Here is a 23,735-nt window from a genome sequence, read left to right on the forward strand (position 1 = left end):
AGGTTTTTTATGAAAAATAATATTCTGGTGTGGTTTTTTTCTATTGTTGCCATTTTTTACACGAGTACGACGCTTGCGGCTCCTAAAGGTATCTGTACTCCGGATAATGGCGTTTTTCATAGCGTGCTTGATTTTCCTGGATATGTTATTACGGCAGCTCAAAATAAAGCGGGGGGCACATTTAATACGACAGTAACTAATGGTGGGTCTTATCCGGCACACTGTCATTGTGATACTGGAACAGTCGGTGAATTTCCCTATATTTACTACACAGCAAGAATAAATGAATCTTTAAGTTATGCAGGCGTTCATTCTAATTTAAATTACTATAATCTTAATTCTCATCTTGATGTAGGTATGGCAATCGATCTTTTGGGAGTCGGATTTGTTAATGCACCATTCGAGTATCATGCTAACAATCCCTCTGGAACAACAGTATATAAGTGTAGTAGAGTCGATCCATTAAGTATTTCCAGTGGCGCTAAGGCTCAGGTTTATTTTTATATCAAAAAGCCATTTGCAGGAAAGTTAATTATTCCCGAGACGCTTATCGCAAAGTTGTATGGAACTATCAGTCGTGATACACCGGTTGATTATTCTAAACCGATGGCTGATGTTTATATTCGTGGAGACATTACTGCACCACAAAGTTGTGAAATTAATAGTTTGCAGCCTATTAATTTTGATTTTAGTACTATTCCAGCCTCAGATTTTTCATCTGTTGTCGGGAGTGCTGTGTCAGCGCATAAAATCACCAAAACTGTCACCATTAAGTGTGAGTATTTAGGAATACTGAATACGGATGATATCACTACCTCTTTTTACGCTACTGAATCCAGTAGCGATAATTCAATGGTTGTAACATCAAACCCAAATGTAGGGGTAAAAATCTACGATAAAAATAACAGGGAAATCAACGTCAACGGTGGAGAACTGTCAACTGATATGGGAGCAACAAGCGTTTATGGCGAGAAAGCTGGAAGCGTGACGTTTTCTGCTGCGCCTGCAAGCCTCACGGGTGCTCGACCCGCGCCAGGAACATTTACTGCTACGGCAACAATTACCATCGAAATTGTTCGCTAATCAAACTGACAGCGGTGCTCCACGCACCGTTGTCATCTTATGCCTCATCTTCACCTAATCTCATATGACATGACAAAAAGATGACAGTGTTTTTCTTTTTGATGGTGTGTAAATCAAGGAGTTACTGATAAAAATTTTCTTGTCATAAAACTGTCATATTCCATACATATAACTGTCACCTGTTTGTCCTATTTTGCTCATCGTAGCCACTAAACAATGCTTTATGAATCCTTCCAGGAGACATTATGAAAGTTATGCGTACCACCGTCGCAACTGTTGTCGCCGCGACCTTATCGATGAGTGCTTTCTCTGCGTTTGCTGCAGCAAGCCTGACGGGTGCGGGTGCAACCTTCCCTGCGCCGGTGTATGCCAAATGGGCTGACACCTACCAGAAAGAGACCGGTAATAAGGTGAACTATCAGGGTATTGGTTCTTCTGGCGGCGTAAAACAAATTACCGCTAACACCGTGGATTTCGGCGCATCTGATGCCCCGCTGTCTGACGAAAAACTGGCGCAGGAAGGCCTGTTCCAGTTCCCGACCGTGATCGGCGGTGTGGTTCTGGCTGTAAATATTCCGGGTCTGAAATCTGGCGAACTGGTGCTGGATGGTAAAACTCTGGGTGACATCTACCTGGGTAAAATCAAGAAGTGGGATGACGAAGCCATCACCAAACTGAACCCGGGCGTGAAGCTGCCTTCGCAGAATATCGCCGTCGTGCGTCGTGCGGATGGCTCTGGTACCTCCTTCGTCTTCACCAGCTACCTGGCGAAAGTGAACGAAGAGTGGAAATCCAAAGTCGGTGCAGGCTCTACCGTATACTGGCCGACCGGCCTCGGCGGTAAGGGCAACGACGGTATTGCGGCGTTCGTACAGCGTCTGCCGGGTGCGATTGGTTATGTCGAATACGCTTATGCGAAACAGAATAACCTGGCCTACACCAAAATTGTTTCTGCCGACGGTAAGCCGGTAAGCCCGACCGAAGAGAGCTTCTCTAACGCTGCCAAAGGCGTCGACTGGAGCAAATCCTTCGCCCAGGACCTGACCAACCAGAAAGGTGATGACGTGTGGCCGATTACCTCCACCACCTTCATCCTGGTGCACAAAGAGCAGAAAAAACCGGAGCAGGGCGTAGAAGTACTGAAGTTCTTCGACTGGGCTTACAAAAACGGCGCGAAACAAGCTAACGACCTGGATTACGCGTCACTGCCGGACAGCGTGGTTGAGCAGGTTCGTGCCGCATGGAAGACCAGCGTGAAAGACAGCAGCGGTAAAGCGCTGTACTAACAGGATATTTTGACGAAAATGGCGGGTAGCGCTGCGCTTGCCCGCCCTACGGTTCACACTGTAGGCCCGATAAGCGTTTGCGCCATCGGGCAACTTCGTAAAACGCGTTTAACGGAAAGAGTGATTTATGGCTGCAACCAAGCCTGCTTTTAACCCACCGGGTAAAAAGGGTGACATGATCTTCAGCGCGCTGGTAAAACTGGCTGCGCTGATTGTGCTATTGATGTTGGGCGGCATTATCGTGTCCCTGATCATCTCCTCCTGGCCGAGCATCGAAAAATTCGGCTTCTCATTCCTGTGGACCAAAGAGTGGGATGCACCGAACGATATTTACGGTGCGCTGGTTCCCATCTACGGCACCCTCGTCACCTCAATTATCGCGCTGCTGATCGCCGTTCCGGTGAGTTTCGGCATCGCGCTGTTCCTGACGGAACTGGCTCCCAACTGGCTGCGTCGCCCGTTGGGTATCGCCATTGAACTGCTGGCGGCGATCCCGAGTATCGTTTACGGCATGTGGGGCCTGTTTATCTTTGCCCCGCTGTTTGCGACCTATTTCCAGGAGCCGGTTGGCAACGTTCTCTCCAACATCCCGTTTGTTGGCGCGCTGTTCTCCGGCCCGGCTTTTGGTATCGGGATTCTGGCGGCAGGGGTGATCCTCGCCATCATGATCATCCCGTACATCGCGGCGGTCATGCGCGATGTGTTCGAACAAACGCCGGTAATGATGAAAGAGTCGGCCTACGGTATCGGCTGCACCACCTGGGAAGTAATCTGGCGCATTGTCCTTCCGTTCACCAAAAACGGCGTCATCGGCGGCATCATGCTGGGGCTGGGGCGTGCGCTCGGTGAAACCATGGCGGTGACCTTTATTATCGGTAACACCTACCAACTCGACAGCGCCTCGCTGTACATGCCGGGCAACAGTATTACCTCGGCGCTGGCGAATGAATTCGCTGAAGCGGAATCTGGCCTGCACGTCGCGGCGCTGATGGAACTGGGCCTGATCCTGTTTGTGATTACCTTTATCGTACTGGCGGCATCTAAATTCATGGTTATGCGCCTGGCGAAAAACGAGGGGGCGCGTTAATGGCTACGCTCGAAATGCAAAACACGGCGGCCCTGGCGGAATCTCGCCGCAAAATGCAGGCGCGTCGCCGTCTGAAAAACCGTATCGCGCTGACGCTTTCCATGGCGACGATGGCGTTCGGTCTGTTCTGGCTGGTGTGGATTTTGATGTCCACCGTAACGCGCGGTGTCGACGGGATGTCGCTGGCGCTGTTCACCGAAATGACGCCGCCGCCGAACACGGCGGGCGGTGGCCTGGCGAATGCCCTGGCGGGGAGCGGGTTGTTAATCCTGTGGGCGACCGTTTTTGGTACGCCGCTCGGCATCATGGCGGGTATCTACCTGGCAGAATATGGCCGTAAATCCTGGCTGGCGGAAGTCATTCGTTTCATCAACGATATCCTGCTTTCAGCACCGTCGATTGTGGTCGGTCTGTTTGTTTACACCATCGTGGTGGCGCAGATGCAGCACTTCTCCGGTTGGGCCGGGGTGATCGCGCTGGCGCTGTTGCAGGTGCCAATCGTCATTCGTACCACGGAAAACATGCTCAAACTGGTGCCGGACAGCCTGCGTGAAGCGGCTTATGCGCTGGGTACGCCGAAGTGGAAGATGATCTCGGCGATTACGCTTAAGGCGTCCGTGCCGGGGATCATGACCGGTATTCTGCTGGCGATTGCCCGTATCGCGGGTGAGACCGCGCCGCTGCTGTTTACCGCGCTCTCGAATCAGTTCTGGAGCACCGACATGATGCAGCCGATCGCTAACCTGCCGGTCACCATCTTTAAATTTGCGATGAGCCCGTTTGCTGAGTGGCAGCAACTGGCCTGGGCAGGGGTGTTGATTATTACCCTGTGCGTACTGCTACTGAACATTCTGGCGCGCGTAGTTTTCGCGAAGAAGAAACACGGTTAACACTTTGCCGGATGGCGGCGTGAACGCCTTATCCGGCCTACGGTAAGCCTGATAAGCGAAGCGCTATCAGGCACGATGAGGAAGAGATTGAGATGAGTATGGTCAATACTGCCCCGGGTAAAATTCAGGTTCGTGATTTGAACTTCTACTACGGCAAATTCCATGCCCTGAAGAACATCAACCTGGATATCGCGAAAAACCAGGTGACGGCGTTTATCGGGCCGTCCGGCTGCGGGAAATCCACACTGCTGCGTACCTTCAATAAAATGTTCGCGCTCTACCCGGATCAGCGTGCGGAAGGGGAAATTCTGCTCGATGGCGACAACATCCTGACCAACACCCAGGATATCGCCCTGCTGCGTGCGAAAGTGGGCATGGTATTCCAGAAACCAACGCCGTTCCCGATGTCGATTTACGACAATATCGCCTTTGGCGTGCGCCTGTTTGAAAAGCTCTCGCGCACTGATATGGACGAGCGCGTACAGTGGGCGTTGACCAAGGCCGCATTATGGAACGAAACCAAAGATAAACTGCATCAGAGCGGGTACTCTCTTTCTGGTGGTCAGCAGCAGCGTCTGTGCATCGCACGCGGTATCGCTATTCGCCCGGAAGTGCTGTTACTTGATGAACCTTGCTCCGCGCTGGACCCGATCTCCACCGGGCGTATCGAAGAACTGATCACCGAACTGAAGCAGGATTACACCGTGGTGATTGTAACCCACAACATGCAGCAGGCTGCGCGTTGCTCGGATCACACGGCGTTTATGTACCTGGGCGAGCTGATTGAGTTCAGCGACACGGATGCACTGTTCACCCGCCCGGCGAAGAAACAGACTGAAGATTACATTACTGGCCGCTACGGTTGATTTGGAGTTAACCATGGACAACCTCAATCTTAATAAACACATTTCCGGCCAGTTCAATGCTGAGCTGGAAAGCATCCGCACCCAGGTGATGACCATGGGCGGCATGGTCGAACAGCAGCTCTCCGACGCCATTACCGCGATGCACAACCAGGACAGCGAACTGGCCAAACGCGTGGTGGAAGGTGACAAACAGGTCAACATGATGGAAGTCGCCATCGATGAAGCCTGTGTGCGCATTATCGCCAAACGCCAGCCGACGGCGAGCGACCTGCGTCTGGTGATGGCTATTATCAAAACCATCGCCGAGCTGGAACGTATTGGTGATGTTGCCGATAAAATCTGCCGCACCGCGCTGGAGAAGTTTTCTTCTCAGCACCAGCCGCTGCTGGTGAGCCTGGAATCGCTGGGCCGCCACACGGTGCAGATGCTGCATGACGTGCTGGACGCGTTTGCGCGTATGGATCTCGACGAAGCGGTGCGTATCTACCGCGAAGATAAGAAAGTCGACCAGGAATATGAAGGCATCGTGCGTCAGCTGATGACGTATATGATGGAAGATCCGCGAACTATCCCGAGCGTGTTAACGGCGCTGTTCTGCGCGCGCTCTATCGAGCGTATTGGTGACCGCTGCCAGAATATCTGCGAATACATCTTCTACTTCGTGAAGGGGCAGGATTTCCGTCACGTGGGCGGCGATGAGCTTGATAAACTGCTGGCGGGGAAAGATCCGAAAGAGTAACGCTGAGCGTGCGTTGCATTTGACACTTTGCCCGATAATACACCTCTATCGGGCAAAAACGCTTTCACTCAGGATAAATCGGCCCATAGCCTCAATTTACCGCAGTGTAGACAACGGAACAGATAACCCTGGCAATCACCGTCATTGTGCAGGCATTTGGCCAGATCTGCGAAATTCACCCCAAAATTCTCGCAATCTTCTTCAATATTGGCAAATTCATCGAGACGATCTTTTATCTCATCCCAGCCAACGTAGCCGATAAATGCACAGAAATCGCCACAATGGGCTAGCCAGTATTCTTGCTGCCATCCATGATAACCTGGGGTGCGTTCAACCAACTCCTTCAGCATTTCATCAGGATAAGGAATTGTGACGCCTGTAAACTCGCCTTCTTCATCATACTGTGATTCAACACCGTCGATGCTGGCATCATCCTGAAAACAACCTGCAAACTTTTCTGCCGCAGCACCATTGGCAATGCACCAGGGGCAAAGGTATTCCATTTCGGCAGCACAATAAAATGGACCAGAGTAATAAACTGACGTCTCTTGTTTACAGCAATCGCACTCTACGGTTTTGTCCTGCTTAAGTGCGCCAGTTTCCAGCGGTTTTGGATGATATTTGAAGATAGGTAACGGTCTGATAGGTAGGGTCATAGAAATATCCTGTCTGCTATAGAGAAATTAGAAGATAAAGCATCCCGCTTAACTTTAAGAGTCTGTTTTCAGACATTGGCCCTGGCAAACTCCCTTCGCTTAAACAATTTTCACCAAATTATGTAGAGCAGCGAAGGGAGTATGACGTGTTATGCTATATCCCACCCGCAGGCCTTCCAGAGTGCCGGTAGCTGTGCCAAATCGGTAAACGTCGTCACTTTCGGATGGTTAATCGGCTTGTTATGCGGGTCGGCGCAGAAGTAGAACACCTCCATTCCCGCATCTATTCCCGACTGCGCGCCCGCAGAAGAGTCATCCACCAGGATGCAGTTCTCAACGTTGACGTTCATCGCCTTTGCCGCGTGGAACATCAGCGCCGGGTCCGGCTTCCAGCGCTGAATATCGTAGCCGCTGAACAGTTTTTCCGGGAAATGGTGCAACATCTGAAGTTTGCCCAGTGAGTGCTGCATTTTGCTGACCGGGCCGTTAGAGACCACGCACATCGGCACTTTCATGGCATTCAGCAGCGTATCTGCCCCGGCGATAATTTCAAGTTCCGAGTCGAACAGGCGTGCGACCTCAGCGCGATAAACCGGTTCCAGATCTGCGCGGGCGAGATTCACCCCGTGCTCTGCGTTAATGATGTCGATGATCTCGTAGAGTTTCACGCCTTTGAAGCGTTTAAAGATCTCTTCCAGATCAAGCGTAATGCCAAATTCTTTGAACATATGGACATACGCGCGAGAACAAATCACTTCGCTGTCGACCAGCGTGCCGTCACAGTCGAAAAATACTGCTTCAATCCCGGACATATCATTCCCTTAATAACAAGTTTAACGTTTTCGTACTGCTGAATTGAGAGACGCAATCGTTGCCGTATAAGCAAAACAGATGAAAAAAAGTATCTCGCAACCGCGCCTATTGTCGCATTTTGGTATAGGATAGCGACGAATTTTCCTTCCTTTCTGCGGAAATAGATGATGAGCCAACAACAAACTACCCAGACCTCCGGTCAGGGTATGCTGGAACGCGTGTTCAAACTGCGCGAACACGGCACAACGGCACGTACTGAAGTGATTGCCGGTTTCACCACTTTCCTGACGATGGTCTACATCGTTTTTGTAAACCCACAAATTCTTGGCGTGGCGGGCATGGACACCAGCGCGGTGTTTGTCACCACCTGCCTGATTGCTGCGCTGGGCAGTATCCTGATGGGCGTTTTCGCGAACCTGCCGGTGGCACTGGCCCCCGCGATGGGTCTGAACGCTTTCTTTGCCTTTGTGGTGGTTCAGGCAATGGGCCTGCCGTGGCAAGTTGGCATGGGCGCAATCTTCTGGGGCGCAATCGGCCTGCTGTTGCTGACTATCTTCCGCGTGCGTTACTGGATGATTGCCAATATCCCGGTTAGTCTGCGCGTGGGCATCACCAGCGGTATTGGCCTGTTCATCGGTATGATGGGCCTGAAAAACGCGGGTGTCATCGTGGCGAACTCCGAAACGCTGGTGGCGATTGGTAACCTGACGTCTCACAGCGTTCTGCTGGGCGTGCTGGGCTTCTTCATTATCGCCATTCTGGCCTCGCGTAACATTCATGCTGCCGTACTGGTCTCCATCGTGGTTACCACGCTGCTGGGCTGGATGCTGGGCGACGTGCATTACAACGGTATCGTTTCTGCGCCACCTAGCGTCATGACGGTTGTCGGTCATGTTGACCTGGCGGGGTCGTTTAACCTGGGCCTGGCGGGCGTGATTTTCTCCTTCATGCTGGTGAACCTGTTCGACTCCTCCGGTACGCTGATTGGCGTGACCGATAAAGCGGGTCTGACCGACGAAAAGGGCAAATTCCCGCGCATGAAACAAGCGCTGTATGTGGATAGCGTCTCGTCCGTCGCCGGTTCCTTTATTGGTACCTCGTCCGTTACCGCGTACATCGAATCCTCTTCCGGTGTTTCCGTCGGTGGCCGTACCGGCCTGACAGCGGTCGTTGTAGGTCTGTTATTCCTGCTGGTTATCTTCCTGTCTCCGCTGGCCGGAATGGTTCCAGGCTATGCGGCTGCGGGTGCGTTGATTTACGTTGGTGTGCTGATGACCTCAAGCCTCGCGCGCGTGAAATGGGAAGACCTGACCGAATCCGTTCCGGCGTTCATTACCGCCGTGATGATGCCGTTTAGCTTCTCGATCACTGAAGGTATTGCGCTGGGTTTCATCTCTTACTGCGTGATGAAAATCGGTACCGGTCGTTTCCGCGACCTCAGCCCGTGCGTGATTATCGTTGCGCTGCTGTTTGTACTGAAGATCGTATTTATCGACGGGCATTAATGCCTTCACCGTAACCCTCTCCCTGTGGGAGAGGGCCGGGGTGAGGGGAAATTTTTTACGCCTTAACCCGCGAAATATACTCGCCAAACGCGGTCAACTGACCGGTCAAATGATCCAGCGTGCCCTGCTCAATTACTTCACCCAACTGCGGGTCGACCTTGTTCTGAATCACGCCACCCATAAATTCAGGCTTGTTCATCACCATCGCATCCAGGAAGACCAGAATCTGACGCAGATGATATTGACAGCGTGCGCCGCCAATCGCGCCCATAGAGCTGGTCTGAATCAGCACCGGCTTACCGGCCAGCGGCTGTTCCGGCAGGCGTGACAGCCAGTCGATGGCGTTTTTCAGGCCACCCGGCACCGAGTAGTTATATTCCGGCGTCACAATCACCACGCCATCTGCCTGACGAATCTGCTCCGCCAGCGCTAATACGCTTTGCGGAAAACCGTCTTCCTGCTGAACGTCGGCGTCATACAGCGGGATATCGCCAATCGACGGCAGCGGAGAAACGTCCATTCCCGCCGGCGCAATTTTCGGCAGGGTGCGCGCAACCATACCGTTAAATGAACCTTTGCGCAGGCTTCCCAGTAACGTAACAACTTTCAACGCTTCGGACATGATTACTCCTGTTTATCTACTGGCCAACGACGGCCAGGCTAATTGAGTATAAGAGCCTTATCAGCCGACAGGCTGGTGAATCGCATCAGACGGGCATCTTCGGCATTCGCGCGTGTCTGTGCGTCGGGCAGGCTCTGCCAGCCGTACTTACCGTCATATTGCCAGATTTTGAGCTTCTCGATGGCGGGCGTCGCGGCGAGCGACCAGACCAGCACATCCTCCGCATCGCTCAGCGCTTCCAGCTGCGCCAGACGAGCCGATCGCAAACGCCCCGAGCCCGGTAATAACTGGAGCAGTTCAGGCTTATCTTCATGGATTTCACCGGTGAGTTTCAGAATACTGTGGCGCAGAGTCAGCAACTGAACTTGCGCTTCATTTGCGTCATTTTGATTTTTAATCCATAGCTTCTCGTTGCTGGTGAAGCCGTCACTTTCCGGATTCTGGGCACGGGAAAGTGAATAGGCAGAGCGCTGTAATTCAATATCGAGCCCGCATTGTCCTTCGGTAGTCAGGGCGATGCCGACAATGTTTCCGGCGTAGGCCAGCGAAAAATCGGGAAGGTTGGGGTCACGAAAAACCGGCCGGCCATCAGGTTGATTGATGATTTCTGGCAATTCGCTGATACCGTAGAGCATGAACACCAGTTCGGCGAGCAGGGCGCGTGACGCCAGAAATCGTGTTCGTCGGTGTGATGGTAACTCGCGGGCCGCATTATGACAGGCTGTTGATAGCCTGACCGAGAGCATATGCCCGTCGTTCAGTATCCCTCTTGCAAAATGTATCGCCATTTTTCGCTCCGTGATTAATGGTCCGTTAATAAATTTCACCCTTATATTATCGGTGAAACGTATACGTTTTAATGCGGAAGCGCAGACATTGAAAGGGTCAGGACAGGACTTTTACAATTCCTTAGCCGTAACAGTTAAAGATCTCGCAAAAATGACATAAATAAGCAGGATCATTTAATATTCCGGTATAACGATTTGATGGTCTCCTTAAGCCAAACGATTTTGGGGTTATGGCTATTACGCTTGTGCCACAGAAGCGTAAAAGGCACCATCAACTTTTCTCGTTGACTCTCATCAAAGGGTAACGGGCGGGCAACCAATGGTAGATGATGCTGCTGATTGTAGTGCTGACAGTAGAGCGGCGCGGTAGCGATCAGCGAATGATCCGGTTGGGCGGCCATAAACAGCGATTGCTCAAACCCCGGCAGGCTCAGGGCAATAGTGCGTTCGCGTCCCAGTTCCTGCAATACGTTATCCAGCGCCCAGGTGTCGCTCTGTTCCCAGCAGATGCTAATGTGTGGATAACGCAGGAAGGTCTCCAGATTCCACTCTTCGCGCAGCGCCGGATGATCCTCGCGCAACCAGACCCAGGGAAGATCGGTAAACAGCACCTCGAAGTCGATAGACAGGGGCAGGGCGCTAAGCAGCTCTCGTGAGCGCGGGTGGGTTTCGCGACCGGTAAATCCGATATCGACCTCGCCACGCGTGATGGCATCCAGCGAGTCGTAATCCCAGTTACGCACTTTTATCGACGCCTGCGGGTAACGCTGATAAATCTGCTGTGACAGCGCATTAAATTTCAGCATCATCAGCGGCGACTCCGCTGCCAGCTCAAATTTCAGCCCTTCCGGCGTCTCGTTATGTGGCTTATCAAGGATTTGCTTACCCATCTGCATCCAGTCCGCCAGGTCCTGCTCAATGCTCACCATCATCGGCGTCGGCGTCAGCCCTAATGGCGTATTGATAAACAGCGGGTCGTCAAACCAGGCGCGCAGCTTGGCCAGAGACTTACTGACCGCCGACGGCGTCACGCTCATCCGCTTCGCCGCTTTGGTCACGCTGCGCTCCTGCGCCAGCAGTTGCAGGCATAACAGCAGGTTAAGATCGAGGCTGGTGATGGATTTCTTCATGGCGATGCGCGGTCCTGTTGGGCGTGACGGCGATAATCAGCAATAGACTCAGTATGCTACAGGCAATCAGAATCCCGATCAGCATATTCAGCGCATTGAGGCCGAGCACCGCCGCTAGCCAAATCCACAGTGACGACCCACAAACCTGAGCAATTCCCAGCACCGAACTGGCGACGCCCGCGCGCAGGGCGAACGGACCGAGTGCCTGGCTCATCGCCACGCCAAAGCCGACCGAGAACCCTGCGCAAATCAGCGTAATGCCAAACAGCGTAACAGCATGGGTTGGCGCAAGGATGAGCACCACGCCCGCCGCCAGAAACAGGCACTGCGAGGCCATCATCAGCGTGCGCGGCTTAAAGATGCTCAACGCAAACGGCGTTGAGAACGAGACCGCCATACTTACGCCCGCCGTTAACGCCATGGTGGTGGCATACTCGCCGCGCGCAAAACCCATCATCTCCATTAACAGCACCGGCGACGTATTCACAAAAGTGAGGATCACCGACACGCTGAGCGTGGTGATGACCAGGCGGCTGAGGAAGAATCGGTCGAGCAGGGATTCGGCGGCTGGCGCAGAATGGGTGGTGGCATTTTGTAGTTTATCGGGCCGCGTCTCTTTCAGCACCAGCAGTGAGAGCAGGAACACCACTACGCCCATGGTTAACATGGTCCAGAACAGGCTCTGCCAGGGATAGCTGAGCATAATCAGATGTCCCATCACGGGGGCCAGTACGGGCACAATACAGGTGATACCGTTCAGCAGCGACAGTACTTTTGCCCGTCGCTGGTCATCCAGGGTATCGCGCAGAATTGCAAAGGCGACGACGTAGCAGTTCCCGGCACCGAACCCCTGCACGAAACGCCCCAGCAGAAACAGTGAGCTCTCCTGCGCCAGCGCACACAGCGCGGAGGCCAGCACAAACACCACCGCGCCAAACAGCGCGACAGGCCGACGCCCTGAGCGATCGGCGACGCGTCCGGCAAACAGCATCGCGGTTGCCATTCCAGCCAGATAAACCGAGAAGGCAATATGCAGCTGCGCCTCGCTGGCGTTGAGATCGACGGCAATACGCGGTAAACCCACCAGATACATATCGATGCCCGCGGGATAAAGCAAAACAAGGGCGAAACTACACAGGAGATAACGGGCCATAGCGTCCTCACATTAAGCGTGGCGCTCAGGATACGGGGAGGGAGATTAGCTGGCGAGTTGCCATTTGGACAAGTGTGATTTCCTGTGGGGAAAACTCACATGGCGGGCAGTGGTGCTAAACGCCCGGTGGCGCTGCGCTTACCGGGCCTACAGGGGGTCCCCGTAGGCCGGATAAGGCGTTTACGCCGCCATCCGGCGATGGGCACCAGAGCCTGATGAAAATACCTTACTTGCCAATACAAAAACTCGAGAAAATCCGCCCCAGCAAATCATCGGAGGTGAATTCCCCGGTTATCTCGCTCAGGGCCTGCTGGGCGAGGCGCAGCTCTTCAGCCAGCAGTTCACCCGCCCAGGCGCCCAACAGCTGCGCCTTGCCCTGCTGAAGGTGCTCTGCGGCCTGCTCCAGCGCCTGCAAGTGTCGACGACGTGCCAGGAAACCGCCTTCCATATTGGTTTCAAAGCCCATGCTCTGTTTGAGATGGTTGCGCAGCACTTCCACGCCATCGCCGGTACGCGCGGAAAGACGAACCAGTGAGTGACCATTCACCTCGCTCAGTCCCTGCGGCTCGCCAGTGATATCCGCTTTGTTACGGACCACCGTTATCGGCAGATTTGCCGGCAGGCGGGCGATAAAGTCAGGCCAGATAGCCGCCGGGTCAACGGCGTCAGTGGTGGTGCCATCAACCATAAACAGCACACGGTCGGCCTGTTCAATCTCCTGCCAGGCGCGCTCAATACCGATGCGTTCCACTTCATCACTGGCTTCACGCAGGCCCGCCGTATCGATGATATGTAGCGGCATGCCGTCGATGTGAATATGTTCACGCAGCACGTCGCGCGTGGTGCCTGCTATATCGGTAACAATAGCCGCCTCACGCCCTGCCAGCGCATTCAGCAGGCTCGATTTCCCGGCATTAGGGCGTCCGGCAATCACCACTTTCATCCCTTCACGCAGCAGGCTGCCCTGACGCGCTTCGGCACGCACGGCGTCGAGATCGGTCATCACATTGTTCAGTTGTGCTTCGATTTTACCGTCCGAGAGGAAATCAATTTCTTCGTCCGGGAAGTCGATGGCGGCTTCCACGTAGATGCGCAGGTGAGTGAGTGCTTCCACCAGGTGGTTTACGCGTGCAGAAAACGCCCCCTGTAACGAGTTCAGGGCTGAGCGCGCCGCCTGTTCGGAGCTGGCGTCAATCAGATCGGCAATCGCTTCTGCCTGCGCTAAATCAAGCTTGTCGTTCAGGAATGCACGCTCGGAGAATTCTCCCGGCTTTGCGATACGCACGCCCGGGATCGCCAGAATACGTTTGAGCAGCAGGTCCAGAATCACCGGGCCGCCGTGTCCCTGAAGTTCCAACACGTCTTCACCGGTAAACGAGTTTGGTCCGGGGAACCACAGGGCGATGCCCTGATCCAGCGCGGTACCATCGACATCTTTGAACGGCAAATAGTCGGCGTAGCGAGGTTTAGGCAGTTTGCCCAGTACGGCTTCTGCTACTTCACGCGCTTTCAGGCCAGAGATGCGCAGAATACCCACCCCACCGCGTCCCGGAGGGGTGGCCTGGGCGATGATCGTGTCGTTATGGCTCATGATATGTCTCGTCCAATACAAATAAAAAAAGGCGGTCATGAGACCGCCCTATCATTATTGTTCCGATTGCCGGGAGGCGCTACGCTTACCCGGCCTACACCGAATCAGGAGCTTTTCTTCTCGCGGCTATGCAGGCCACGTTTCTCCAGACCACGGTAAATCAGCTGCTGCTGAATAATGGTCACCAGGTTGCTGACGATATAGTACAGCACCAGACCTGACGGGAACCACAGGAAGAACACGGTGAAGATGACCGGCATAAAGGTCATGATCTTCTGCTGCATCGGGTCGGTTACAGTGGTCGGCGACATCTTCTGAATGAAGAACATCGTCACGCCCATCAGAATCGGCAGGATGTAGTACGGGTCCTGTGCAGACAAGTCGTGGATCCAGAGTGCGAACGGCGCATGACGCAGTTCAACGGAGCCCATCAGCATGTAGTACAGCGCAAGGAAGATTGGCATCTGGATCAGCAGCGGGAAGCAACCGCCCAGTGGGTTAACTTTCTCTGCTTTGTACAGGGCCATCATTTCCTGGCTCTGACGCTGTTTGTCATCGCCCAGACGCTCACGCATTGCCTGAATCTTCGGCTGCAGCATACGCATCTTCGCCATGGAGGTGTACTGCGCTTTAGTCAGCGGGTACATGATGCCACGAACGATGAAGGTGATAACGATGATGGAGAAGCCCCAGTTACCCAGGAAGCTGTGGATCCATTTCAGCAGTTTGAACAGCGGCTGAGAGATGAACCACAACCAACCGTAATCAACGGTCAGATCCAGGTGCGGCGCAACGGCTGCCATTTTATCCTGAATTTCCGGGCCAACCCACAGGGTGCTGCCCAGGGTACCGGTTTGACCCGGTTGAACCAGAACAGGCTGAGATTTGTAGCCGATTGCTGCAACGCCATTACCGAGGTTAGCGGTATAGAAGTTGTTGGAGCCATCGTTACGCGGAACCCATGCCGTTGCAAAGTACTGTTGCAGCATCGCCACCCAACCGCCTTTAGAGCTGACGTTCAGGTTTTCGTTATCTGCAATGGTATCGAATTTGTATTTTTCATACTTCGCGTCAGGCGTAGAGTACGCGGCGCCGCGGAAGGTGTGCAGCGCAAAGTTGCTGCTGCCCGTATCGCGGTGAGTCGGCAGATTGATGGACTGCTTAAGCTGACCAAAGGTGGACAACTCTAACGGTTTCTCGCTGCTGTTCTGTACGCTGTAGCCCACGTTCACCGTATACTCGCCCTTTTTCAGGGTGAAGGTTTTGGTGAAGGTGTTGCCCGCTTTATCGGTATAGGTCATCGGGATAACCAGTTCGTTCTGGCCATCGGCCATCACAAAGGTATCGCTGGTGACGTTATACAGCGGACGATCGCCATTAGCCGGGTTATCCGGGCCATCACGACCGGTCAGGCCGCTTTGTGCCTGATAGATAAACTGCGGCGTCGTTTCCAGTAACTGGAACGGCTCAGAAGATTTGAGTTCTTTCGGGTAAGCCAACAGGAGTGCCTGCTCAACATCACCACCACGGGTGTTGATGGTCAGCTCGAGCACATCGGTTTTCACCGTAATCAGTTTCCCCTGGCCACTGGCCGGTACGCCCTGGTCGGCGGCGCTACCCGCTGCGGTGGTCGTAGTCTGCGTGGTCTGCTGCTGAGGTTGAGGATTTTTATCCTGCTCCCAAGCCTGCCAGATCATGAAAGACACGAACAACAAAGCGATGATGAGAAGATTGCGTTGCGAATCCATCGTTAGTGTTCTCTGGTATTAAAAGGTCCGGGGGGGACGGGGTCGTCTCCACCTGGGTGTAAAGGGTGGCATTTTAATACGCGTTTCACTGTCAACCAACTGCCTTTTATCACTCCAAACCTGCGCAATGCCTCAATTCCGTATTGTGAACAGGTAGGAGTGAAACGGCAATGCGGCCCGAGTAGCGGACTAATCAGGCGTTGATAGACCCGAATGAGGGCTATCAGGAGCCGTGAGCCAGGCGACAATGGCGGCGCCATAATTTTTCCAACGCTTCCGAAAGAGCACGGTTATCGAGGTCTGCAACCCCTTTCTTCGCCACCACCACGAAATCCATAGACGGAAGTTCATGTTGACGTAAACGGAAGCTTTCACGCGTCAGACGTTTAATCCGATTGCGTTCATGCGCACGCTTAACATTTTTCTTGGCGACTGTAAGACCGATACGGGGATGCCCCAGCGAATTTTGGCGGCCGAGGATGGTGATTTGCGGCGTGCCAGCCCGTTGTGGCTGCTGGAAGACGAATGTGAAATGAGTGGGAGTTAACAAACGTAACTCCCTGGGAAATGCGAGCTTAACCACTCAGGGGTTAGCTTTATTACTTGGAAACGGTCAGACGAGCGCGGCCTTTAGCACGACGACGTGCCAGAACCTGACGACCATTTTTAGTAGCCATACGAGCACGGAAGCCGTGAGAACGGTTGCGCTTCAGTACAGACGGTTGAAAAGTGCGTTTCATGGCGATTTCTACCTAAACTTGAATAAATTCAATGGCTTTATTGGATATCCGCCCGAAAATCGAACGATGGACACCGAAGCCATGGGTGATTAAAGAGGCCGGATTGTAATAATTGTACACTCCGGAGTCAATTCTCTTTCCTTATTTACCGCGCAATTTACCACGTTTTTTTGTAGCGATTAGCACGGAAAATGAGCAACATCTGACGCCTGTAGGCACGTAGCATGCGCTGGGTCGGGGATTATACGGCCTGACCATCAAAGCGCAAGGATCATCCAGGATCTTTATTAGATCATTTAAGCAAAAATTTGTCGGTACTCATTAATTTTTCCAATATGCGGCGTAAATCGTCCCTCCTTCTCTTGCGGATCGTTTACACTTAGCCGGTCTCGATCCTTCCTGTGGATAAATCGGGAAGAATCTGTGAGAAACAGAAGATCTCTGGCTCAGTTTAGGCTATGATCCGCGGTCCTGATCGGATCCACGGATCCTGGTCAGGAAAACACACTGAACGCTTCCGGTGTTTCTGGTTGCGCTACTGCCCACGGGCAGCCGAGGTGTTTTGTGGAAAACCGCAAAGAGCGGTTCGCACGTCACCCTTGTGCATTGGGTCTTTTCGACGTGTGCCAATAATCACGAACTTTTTAATCTTATACACAGCACTATTCAGGCTGCATCTGCGGCTACTGAGTGAGTCCCCGACAGTTTATGTCAGGCCGGTTCATCAACAGCACCCTGACAGGGTCGCCTGAACGATGATGTGTATCGACTTTTTTTCGAGTGGAGTCCGCCGTGTCACTTTCGCTTTGGCAGCAGTGTCTTGCCCGATTGCAGGATGAGTTACCAGCCACAGAATTCAGCATGTGGATCCGCCCGTTGCAGGCGGAACTGAGCGATAACACGCTGGCCCTGTACGCGCCAAATCGTTTTGTGCTTGATTGGGTAAGAGATAAATACCTGAACAATATCAACGGGCTGCTGAATGATTTCTGCGGTTCTGACGCCCCACAGCTGCGCTTTGAAGTGGGCACCAAACCGGTCACCCCTACGCTCAAAGAGACGGCAAACGTCGCGATCCCAGCACAGGCCGCGCAGGTGCATACGCCACGTGCCGTGCCCGCACCGCGTCAGGGTTGGGATAACGTACCGGCCCCGGCTGAGCCTTCTTACCGCTCCAACGTCAACGTAAAACATACCTTCGATAACTTCGTTGAAGGTAAGTCTAACCAGCTGGCACGCGCGGCGGCGCGCCAGGTGGCGGACAATCCTGGCGGCGCCTATAACCCGCTGTTTCTATACGGCGGTACGGGCCTCGGTAAAACGCACTTATTACATGCGGTCGGTAACGGCATCATCGCGCGTAAACCGAACGCCAAAGTGGTGTACATGCACTCCGAGCGTTTTGTGCAGGACATGGTAAAAGCCCTGCAAAACAACGCCATTGAAGAGTTCAAACGCTACTATCGCTCTGTCGATGCGCTGCTTATCGATGACATCCAGTTCTTTGCCAATAAAGAACGATCCCAGGAAGAATTTTTCCACACCTTTAATGCCCTGTTGGAAGGTAATCAACAGATCATCCTGACATCGGATCGCTATCCAAAAGAGATCAACGGCGTGGAAGATCGTCTGAAATCCCGCTTTGGCTGGGGCCTGACGGTGGCGATTGAGCCGCCGGAACTGGAAACCCGCGTGGCTATTCTGATGAAAAAAGCCGACGAGAACGATATTCGACTGCCGGGTGAGGTGGCGTTCTTTATTGCCAAGCGTCTACGCTCTAACGTGCGTGAGCTGGAAGGGGCATTGAATCGCGTGATTGCCAACGCCAACTTTACGGGCCGGGCTATCACTATCGACTTCGTTCGCGAAGCGCTGCGCGATTTGCTCGCGCTGCAGGAAAAACTGGTCACTATCGACAATATTCAGAAGACGGTGGCCGAGTACTACAAGATTAAGGTGGCGGATTTGCTCTCCAAACGGCGTTCCCGTTCGGTGGCGCGTCCGCGTCAAATGGCGATGGCGCTGGCTAAAGAGCTGACCAACCACAGTCTGCCAGAAATTGGCGACGCATTTGGTGGTCGTGACCATACTACCGTGCTTCATGCCTGCCGTAAGATTGAGCAGCTGCGTGAAGAGAGCCACGATATCAAAGAAGATTTTTCAAATTTAATCAGAACATTATCGTCGTGACGCTATGAAATTTACCGTAGAACGTGAACATTTATTAAAACCGTTACAACAGGTGAGTGGCCCGTTAGGTGGCCGCCCGACGCTGCCTATTCTCGGAAACCTGTTGTTGCAGGTCGCTGACGGTACGCTGTCATTGACCGGTACCGATTTAGAAATGGAGATGGTCGCTCGCGTGGCGCTGGTACAGGCGCACGAACCCGGCGCGACCACCGTCCCGGCGCGTAAATTCTTCGATATCTGCCGTGGTCTGCCGGAAGGCGCCGAGATCGCCGTGCAGCTGGAAGGCGACCGCATGCTGGTCCGTTCTGGCCGTAGCCGCTTCTCGCTTTCCACATTGCCTGCCGCAGATTTCCCGAATCTGGACGACTGGCAGAGCGAGGTGGAATTCACCCTGCCACAGGCGACCATGAAACGTCTGATTGAAGCGACCCAGTTCTCGATGGCGCATCAGGACGTTCGCTATTACTTAAACGGCATGCTGTTCGAAACCGAAGGTGAAGAGCTGCGCACCGTGGCGACCGATGGTCACCGTCTGGCGGTATGCTCTATGCCGATCGGCGAATCGCTGCCAAACCATTCGGTGATCGTGCCGCGTAAAGGCGTAATTGAACTGATGCGTATGCTCGACGGTGGTGATAACCCGCTGCGCGTACAAATTGGCAGTAATAACATCCGCGCGCACGTCGGCGATTTTATCTTCACTTCTAAGCTGGTTGATGGCCGTTTCCCGGATTATCGCCGCGTATTGCCGAAGAACCCGGACAAACATCTGGATGCCGGCTGCGATATTCTCAAGCAGGCGTTCGCACGTGCGGCCATTCTTTCCAACGAAAAATTCCGCGGCGTGCGTCTGTTTGTCAGCGAAAATCAGCTGAAAATCACCGCCAACAACCCGGAACAGGAAGAAGCGGAAGAGATTCTGGACGTCAACTATTCCGGCACCGAGATGGAAATTGGCTTTAACGTCAGTTACGTCCTCGACGTGCTGAATGCGCTGAAATGTGAAAACGTACGTATTTTGCTGACGGACTCTGTTTCCAGCGTTCAGATTGAAGATGCCGCATCACAGTCGGCTGCCTATGTTGTCATGCCAATGAGACTGTAATGTCGCTCACCCGCTTGTTGATCCGCGACTTTCGCAACATCGAAAGCGCGGATCTCGCCTTATCTCCCGGCTTTAACTTCCTGGTTGGCGCAAACGGCAGTGGCAAAACCAGCGTGCTGGAAGCCATCTATACGCTCGGCCATGGCCGGGCGTTTCGCAGTTTGCAGATTGGCCGCGTGATTCGCCATGAACAGGATGCGTTCGTGCTGCACGGACGTTTGCAGGGCGAAGAGCGCGAAACCACCATCGGCCTCACCAAAGATAAGCTGGGCGACAGCAAAGTACGCATCGACGGCACCGACGGTCATAAAGTTGCCGAACTGGCGCTGCTGATGCCGATGCAACTCATCACGCCCGAGGGGTTTACTTTACTCAACGGCGGCCCCAAATACAGAAGAGCATTCCTTGATTGGGGATGCTTCCACAACGAAGCCGGGTTCTTTACCGCCTGGAGCAACCTCAAGCGCCTGCTGAAGCAGCGCAACGCCGCGCTACGCCAGGTCAGCCGCTATGAACAGCTACGCCCCTGGGATAAAGAATTGATTCCCCTGGCGGAACAAATCAGCCGCTGGCGTGCCGAATACAGCACCGGTATCGCCGAGGATATGGCGGATACCTGCAAACAGTTTTTACCGGAGTTCTCCCTCACCTTCTCATTCCAGCGCGGCTGGGAAAAAGAGACGGATTATGCCGAGGTGCTGGAGCGGAACTTCGAGCGTGACAGAATGCTGACCTACACCGCGCACGGCCCGCATAAAGCGGACTTTCGCATACGCGCCGACGGCGCACCGGTGGAAGATACGCTGTCGCGCGGGCAGCTTAAGCTGCTGATGTGCGCACTGCGCCTGGCACAAGGCGAGTTTCTGACCCGCGAAAGCGGTCGGCGCTGCCTGTACCTGATAGATGATTTTGCCTCTGAACTTGATGACGCGCGTCGCGGGCTGCTGGCCAGCCGCTTAAAAGCGACGCAGTCACAGGTTTTTGTCAGCGCGATCAGCGCTGAACACGTTATAGACATGTCGGATGAAAATTCGAAGATGTTTACCGTGGAAAAGGGTAAAATAACGGATTAACCCAAGTTTAAATGAGCGAGAAACGTTGATGTCGAATTCTTATGACTCCTCCAGTATCAAAGTCCTGAAAGGGCTGGATGCGGTGCGTAAGCGCCCGGGTATGTATATCGGCGACACGGATGACGGCACCGGTCTGCACCACATGGTATTCGAGGTTGTGGATAACGCTATCGACGAAGCGCTCGCAGGGTACTGTAAAGACATCGTTGTCACCATCCATAGCGATAACTCCGTATCCGTACAGGATGATGGCCGTGGTATCCCAACCGGCATTCACCCGGAAGAGGGCGTGTCCGCCGCCGAAGTTATCATGACCGTACTGCACGCAGGCGGTAAATTCGATGATAACTCCTATAAAGTTTCCGGCGGTCTGCACGGCGTAGGCGTTTCCGTGGTTAACGCCCTGTCGCAGAAACTGGAACTGGTTATCCAGCGCGATAACAAAGTTCACCGTCAGATTTACGCGCACGGCGTACCAGAAGCACCCCTTGCTGTCACTGGTGAAACCGAAAAAACCGGGACAATGGTTCGCTTCTGGCCGAGCCTTGAAACCTTTACCAACGTCACCGAATTTGAGTATGACATCCTGGCGAAACGCCTGCGCGAATTGTCATTCCTCAACTCCGGCGTGTCTATTCGTCTGAAAGACAAGCGTGACGGCAAAGAAGACCACTTCCACTACGAAGGCGGCATCAAGGCGTTTGTTGAATATCTCAACAAAAACAAAACGCCAATTCACCCGAATATCTTCTATTTCTCCACTGAAAAAGACGGTATCGGCGTTGAAGTTGCGTTGCAGTGGAATGATGGCTTCCAGGAAAACATCTACTGCTTTACCAACAACATTCCGCAGCGCGACGGCGGTACGCACCTGGCTGGCTTCCGTGCGGCGATGACCCGTACCCTGAACGCCTACATGGACAAAGAAGGCTATAGCAAAAAAGCCAAAGTCAGCGCCACCGGTGACGATGCGCGTGAAGGCCTGATTGCGGTAGTCTCCGTGAAAGTGCCGGACCCGAAATTCTCTTCTCAGACCAAAGACAAACTGGTTTCTTCTGAGGTGAAATCGGCGGTGGAACAGCAGATGAACGAACTGCTGAGCGAATACCTGCTGGAAAACCCGTCCGACGCGAAAATCGTGGTTGGCAAAATTATCGATGCCGCGCGCGCGCGTGAAGCCGCACGTCGTGCTCGTGAAATGACCCGACGTAAAGGCGCGCTCGACTTAGCAGGCCTGCCGGGCAAACTGGCTGACTGCCAGGAACGCGACCCGGCGCACTCCGAACTGTACCTTGTGGAAGGGGACTCTGCGGGCGGCTCTGCAAAACAGGGGCGTAACCGTAAGAACCAGGCGATCCTGCCGCTGAAAGGTAAAATCCTCAACGTTGAGAAGGCGCGCTTCGACAAGATGCTCTCTTCTCAGGAAGTCGCCACGCTGATTACCGCGCTGGGTTGCGGCATTGGTCGTGACGAGTACAACCCGGATAAACTGCGCTATCACAGCATCATCATCATGACCGATGCGGACGTCGATGGTTCGCACATCCGTACCCTGCTGCTGACCTTCTTCTACCGTCAGATGCCGGAAATTGTGGAACGTGGCCACGTCTACATCGCGCAGCCGCCGCTCTACAAAGTGAAGAAAGGCAAGCAGGAACAGTACATCAAAGATGATGAAGCGATGGATCAGTACCAGCTTACCATTGCGCTGGACGGTGCAACGCTGCATACCACTGAAGGCGCGCCAGCTCTGTCGGGTGAAGCGCTGGAAAAACTGGTTTCTGAATACAACGCCACGCAGAAAATGATTGGCCGTATGGAGCGTCGATTCCCGAAATCCATGCTCAAAGAACTGGTTTATCAGCCGACGCTGACCGAAGCTGATCTGTCTGATGAACAGACCGTCACCCGTTGGGTGAATGCGCTGGTTACTGAGCTGAACGAAAACGAACAGCATGGCAGCCTGTGGAAGTTTGATGTTCGCCATAACAGCGAACAGAACCACTTCGAACCGATCATTCGCGTGCGTACACACGGCGTTGATACTGATTATCCGCTGGATCACGAATTCGTGGTTGGGCCGGAATATCGCCGTATCTGCACGCTGGGCGAGAAACTGCGTGGTCTGGTGGAAGAAGATGCGTTTATCGAACGTGGTGAACGCCGTCAGCCGGTTGCCAGCTTCGAGCAGGCGCTGGAGTGGCTGGTGAAAGAATCCCGTCGTGGTCTGGCTATCCAGCGTTATAAAGGTCTGGGCGAGATGAACCCGGAACAGCTGTGGGAAACCACCATGGACCCGGAAAGCCGCCGCATGCTGCGCGTTACCGTGAAAGATGCGATTGCCGCCGACCAGCTGTTTACCACCCTGATGGGTGATGCCGTTGAACCGCGTCGCGCGTTTATCGAAGAGAACGCCCTGAAAGCGGCGAATATCGATATCTAAACCGTTGGCAAATGCCCGGTGGCGCAGCGCTTACCGGGCCTACAATGATCTTTTGTAGGCCGGATAAGGCGTTTACGCCGCCATCCGGAAAAACAATGCCATCATGGAACGCCTGAATTTATTCAGGCGTTTTTTTTCGTCGACTGATGCAAGTTCGGAATCACAAACGAGTTGTAGCGGGGCGGTGACGATATCGACAGCGACGGATAGGGGTTAGAACGCCTTGC

At 53.6% G+C, this 23,735-nt stretch carries 22 protein-coding genes and 1 pseudogene; 12 read left to right on the forward strand and 11 right to left on the reverse strand.

Features of this window, described 5'->3' with window-relative positions:
• Positions 1-9: 9 nt before the first annotated feature.
• The 6 genes from NMC31_RS04760 (at position 10) to phoU (ending at position 5,951) form a co-directional block, all read left to right on the forward strand.
• The gene (locus tag NMC31_RS04760) at positions 10-1,083 is read left to right on the forward strand and encodes a fimbrial protein (protein ID WP_253897137.1); all 1,074 of its coding nucleotides are present in this window, start codon (positions 10-12) and stop codon (positions 1,081-1,083) included.
• Positions 1,084-1,328: 245 nt separating this feature from the next.
• Positions 1,329-2,369, forward strand: a complete 1,041-nt coding sequence (pstS, locus tag NMC31_RS04765) for a phosphate ABC transporter substrate-binding protein PstS (protein ID WP_253897138.1) — start codon at positions 1,329-1,331, stop codon at positions 2,367-2,369.
• Positions 2,370-2,496: 127 nt separating this feature from the next.
• On the forward strand, positions 2,497-3,456 hold the full coding sequence (pstC, locus tag NMC31_RS04770) for a phosphate ABC transporter permease PstC (protein ID WP_108476249.1): 960 nt from the start codon (positions 2,497-2,499) through the stop codon (positions 3,454-3,456).
• Entirely contained in the window at positions 3,456-4,346 is an 891-nt protein-coding gene (gene pstA / locus NMC31_RS04775) for a phosphate ABC transporter permease PstA (RefSeq protein ID WP_253897139.1), read from the forward strand. The genes pstC and pstA overlap by 1 nt, the downstream gene beginning before the upstream one ends.
• Positions 4,347-4,438: 92 nt before the next feature.
• Positions 4,439-5,212 (forward strand): phosphate ABC transporter ATP-binding protein PstB, encoded by a 774-nt coding sequence (gene pstB, locus NMC31_RS04780; protein WP_253897140.1) that lies wholly within the window; start codon positions 4,439-4,441, stop codon positions 5,210-5,212.
• Between the two features lie 13 nt (positions 5,213-5,225).
• Positions 5,226-5,951, forward strand: a complete 726-nt coding sequence (gene phoU, locus NMC31_RS04785) for a phosphate signaling complex protein PhoU (protein WP_149463804.1) — start codon at positions 5,226-5,228, stop codon at positions 5,949-5,951.
• Between the two features lie 68 nt (positions 5,952-6,019).
• Here phoU and cbrC read toward each other — a convergent pair whose 3' ends face one another.
• Positions 6,020-6,607, reverse strand: a complete 588-nt coding sequence (cbrC, locus tag NMC31_RS04790) for a PF03691 family colicin E2 tolerance protein CbrC (RefSeq protein WP_253897141.1) — start codon at positions 6,605-6,607, stop codon at positions 6,020-6,022.
• Positions 6,608-6,756: 149 nt separating this feature from the next.
• On the reverse strand, positions 6,757-7,419 hold the full coding sequence (gene yieH / locus NMC31_RS04795; protein WP_253897142.1) for a 6-phosphogluconate phosphatase: 663 nt from the start codon (positions 7,417-7,419) through the stop codon (positions 6,757-6,759).
• Positions 7,420-7,587: 168 nt separating this feature from the next.
• Between yieH and adeP the strand changes: the two genes are divergently transcribed.
• Positions 7,588-8,925: an adenine permease AdeP gene (gene adeP, locus NMC31_RS04800; RefSeq protein WP_149463801.1), complete on the forward strand. Its 1,338-nt coding sequence runs from the start codon at positions 7,588-7,590 to the stop codon at positions 8,923-8,925.
• Positions 8,926-8,980: 55 nt separating this feature from the next.
• On the opposite strand, the gene NMC31_RS04805 is transcribed toward adeP, so the two are convergent.
• From NMC31_RS04805 to rpmH, 9 genes are all read right to left on the reverse strand, one after another.
• Positions 8,981-9,547, reverse strand: a complete 567-nt coding sequence (locus NMC31_RS04805) for an NADPH-dependent FMN reductase (RefSeq protein WP_149463800.1) — start codon at positions 9,545-9,547, stop codon at positions 8,981-8,983.
• Positions 9,548-9,585: 38 nt separating this feature from the next.
• On the reverse strand, positions 9,586-10,335 hold the full coding sequence (locus NMC31_RS04810) for a 4'-phosphopantetheinyl transferase family protein (protein WP_253897143.1): 750 nt from the start codon (positions 10,333-10,335) through the stop codon (positions 9,586-9,588).
• Positions 10,336-10,505: 170 nt separating this feature from the next.
• A complete protein-coding gene (yidZ, locus tag NMC31_RS04815) occupies positions 10,506-11,465 on the reverse strand; it encodes an HTH-type transcriptional regulator YidZ (RefSeq protein ID WP_253897144.1) in 960 nt (319 codons plus the stop codon).
• Positions 11,434-12,618 carry an MFS transporter gene (locus NMC31_RS04820; RefSeq protein WP_253897145.1) on the reverse strand — a complete coding sequence of 395 codons (1,185 nt, stop codon included), beginning with the start codon at positions 12,616-12,618 and terminating at the stop codon, positions 11,434-11,436. The genes yidZ and NMC31_RS04820 overlap by 32 nt, the downstream gene beginning before the upstream one ends.
• 226 nt (positions 12,619-12,844) lie before the next feature.
• Complete coding sequence (gene mnmE, locus NMC31_RS04825) at positions 12,845-14,209, reverse strand: tRNA uridine-5-carboxymethylaminomethyl(34) synthesis GTPase MnmE (protein ID WP_149463789.1); 1,365 nt, start codon at positions 14,207-14,209, stop codon at positions 12,845-12,847.
• A 104-nt stretch (positions 14,210-14,313) separates the two neighbouring features.
• A complete protein-coding gene (yidC, locus tag NMC31_RS04830) occupies positions 14,314-15,957 on the reverse strand; it encodes a membrane protein insertase YidC (protein WP_253897146.1) in 1,644 nt (547 codons plus the stop codon).
• A gap of 2 nt (positions 15,958-15,959) precedes the next feature.
• Positions 15,960-16,217, reverse strand: coding sequence for a membrane protein insertion efficiency factor YidD (gene yidD / locus NMC31_RS04835; RefSeq protein ID WP_015966614.1), 258 nt, complete (start codon positions 16,215-16,217; stop codon positions 15,960-15,962).
• Complete coding sequence (gene rnpA / locus NMC31_RS04840; RefSeq protein WP_014072458.1) at positions 16,181-16,540, reverse strand: ribonuclease P protein component; 360 nt, start codon at positions 16,538-16,540, stop codon at positions 16,181-16,183. Before rnpA ends, yidD begins: the two co-directional genes overlap by 37 nt.
• Before the next feature lie 16 nt (positions 16,541-16,556).
• Complete coding sequence (gene rpmH, locus NMC31_RS04845; RefSeq protein ID WP_000831330.1) at positions 16,557-16,697, reverse strand: 50S ribosomal protein L34; 141 nt, start codon at positions 16,695-16,697, stop codon at positions 16,557-16,559.
• Between the two features lie 792 nt (positions 16,698-17,489).
• Here rpmH and dnaA point away from each other — a divergent pair.
• The 5 genes and pseudogenes from dnaA to NMC31_RS26255 form a co-directional block, all read left to right on the forward strand.
• The gene (gene dnaA / locus NMC31_RS04850) at positions 17,490-18,887 is read left to right on the forward strand and encodes a chromosomal replication initiator protein DnaA (RefSeq protein WP_253897147.1); all 1,398 of its coding nucleotides are present in this window, start codon (positions 17,490-17,492) and stop codon (positions 18,885-18,887) included.
• Positions 18,888-18,891: 4 nt separating this feature from the next.
• Complete coding sequence (gene dnaN, locus NMC31_RS04855; protein WP_149463787.1) at positions 18,892-19,992, forward strand: DNA polymerase III subunit beta; 1,101 nt, start codon at positions 18,892-18,894, stop codon at positions 19,990-19,992.
• Positions 19,992-21,065: a DNA replication/repair protein RecF gene (gene recF, locus NMC31_RS04860; RefSeq protein WP_253897148.1), complete on the forward strand. Its 1,074-nt coding sequence runs from the start codon at positions 19,992-19,994 to the stop codon at positions 21,063-21,065. The genes dnaN and recF overlap by 1 nt, the downstream gene beginning before the upstream one ends.
• Positions 21,066-21,093: 28 nt before the next feature.
• Complete coding sequence (gene gyrB / locus NMC31_RS04865) at positions 21,094-23,508, forward strand: DNA topoisomerase (ATP-hydrolyzing) subunit B (protein ID WP_149463785.1); 2,415 nt, start codon at positions 21,094-21,096, stop codon at positions 23,506-23,508.
• An 11-nt stretch (positions 23,509-23,519) separates the two neighbouring features.
• Positions 23,520-23,624, forward strand: a pseudogene (locus NMC31_RS26255) (hypothetical protein); the annotation flags it as partial.
• Positions 23,625-23,735: the final 111 nt, after the last annotated feature.

It is taken from the genome of Pseudocitrobacter vendiensis (assembly GCF_943590815.1).
GTDB lineage: Bacteria > Pseudomonadota > Gammaproteobacteria > Enterobacterales > Enterobacteriaceae > Pseudocitrobacter > Pseudocitrobacter vendiensis.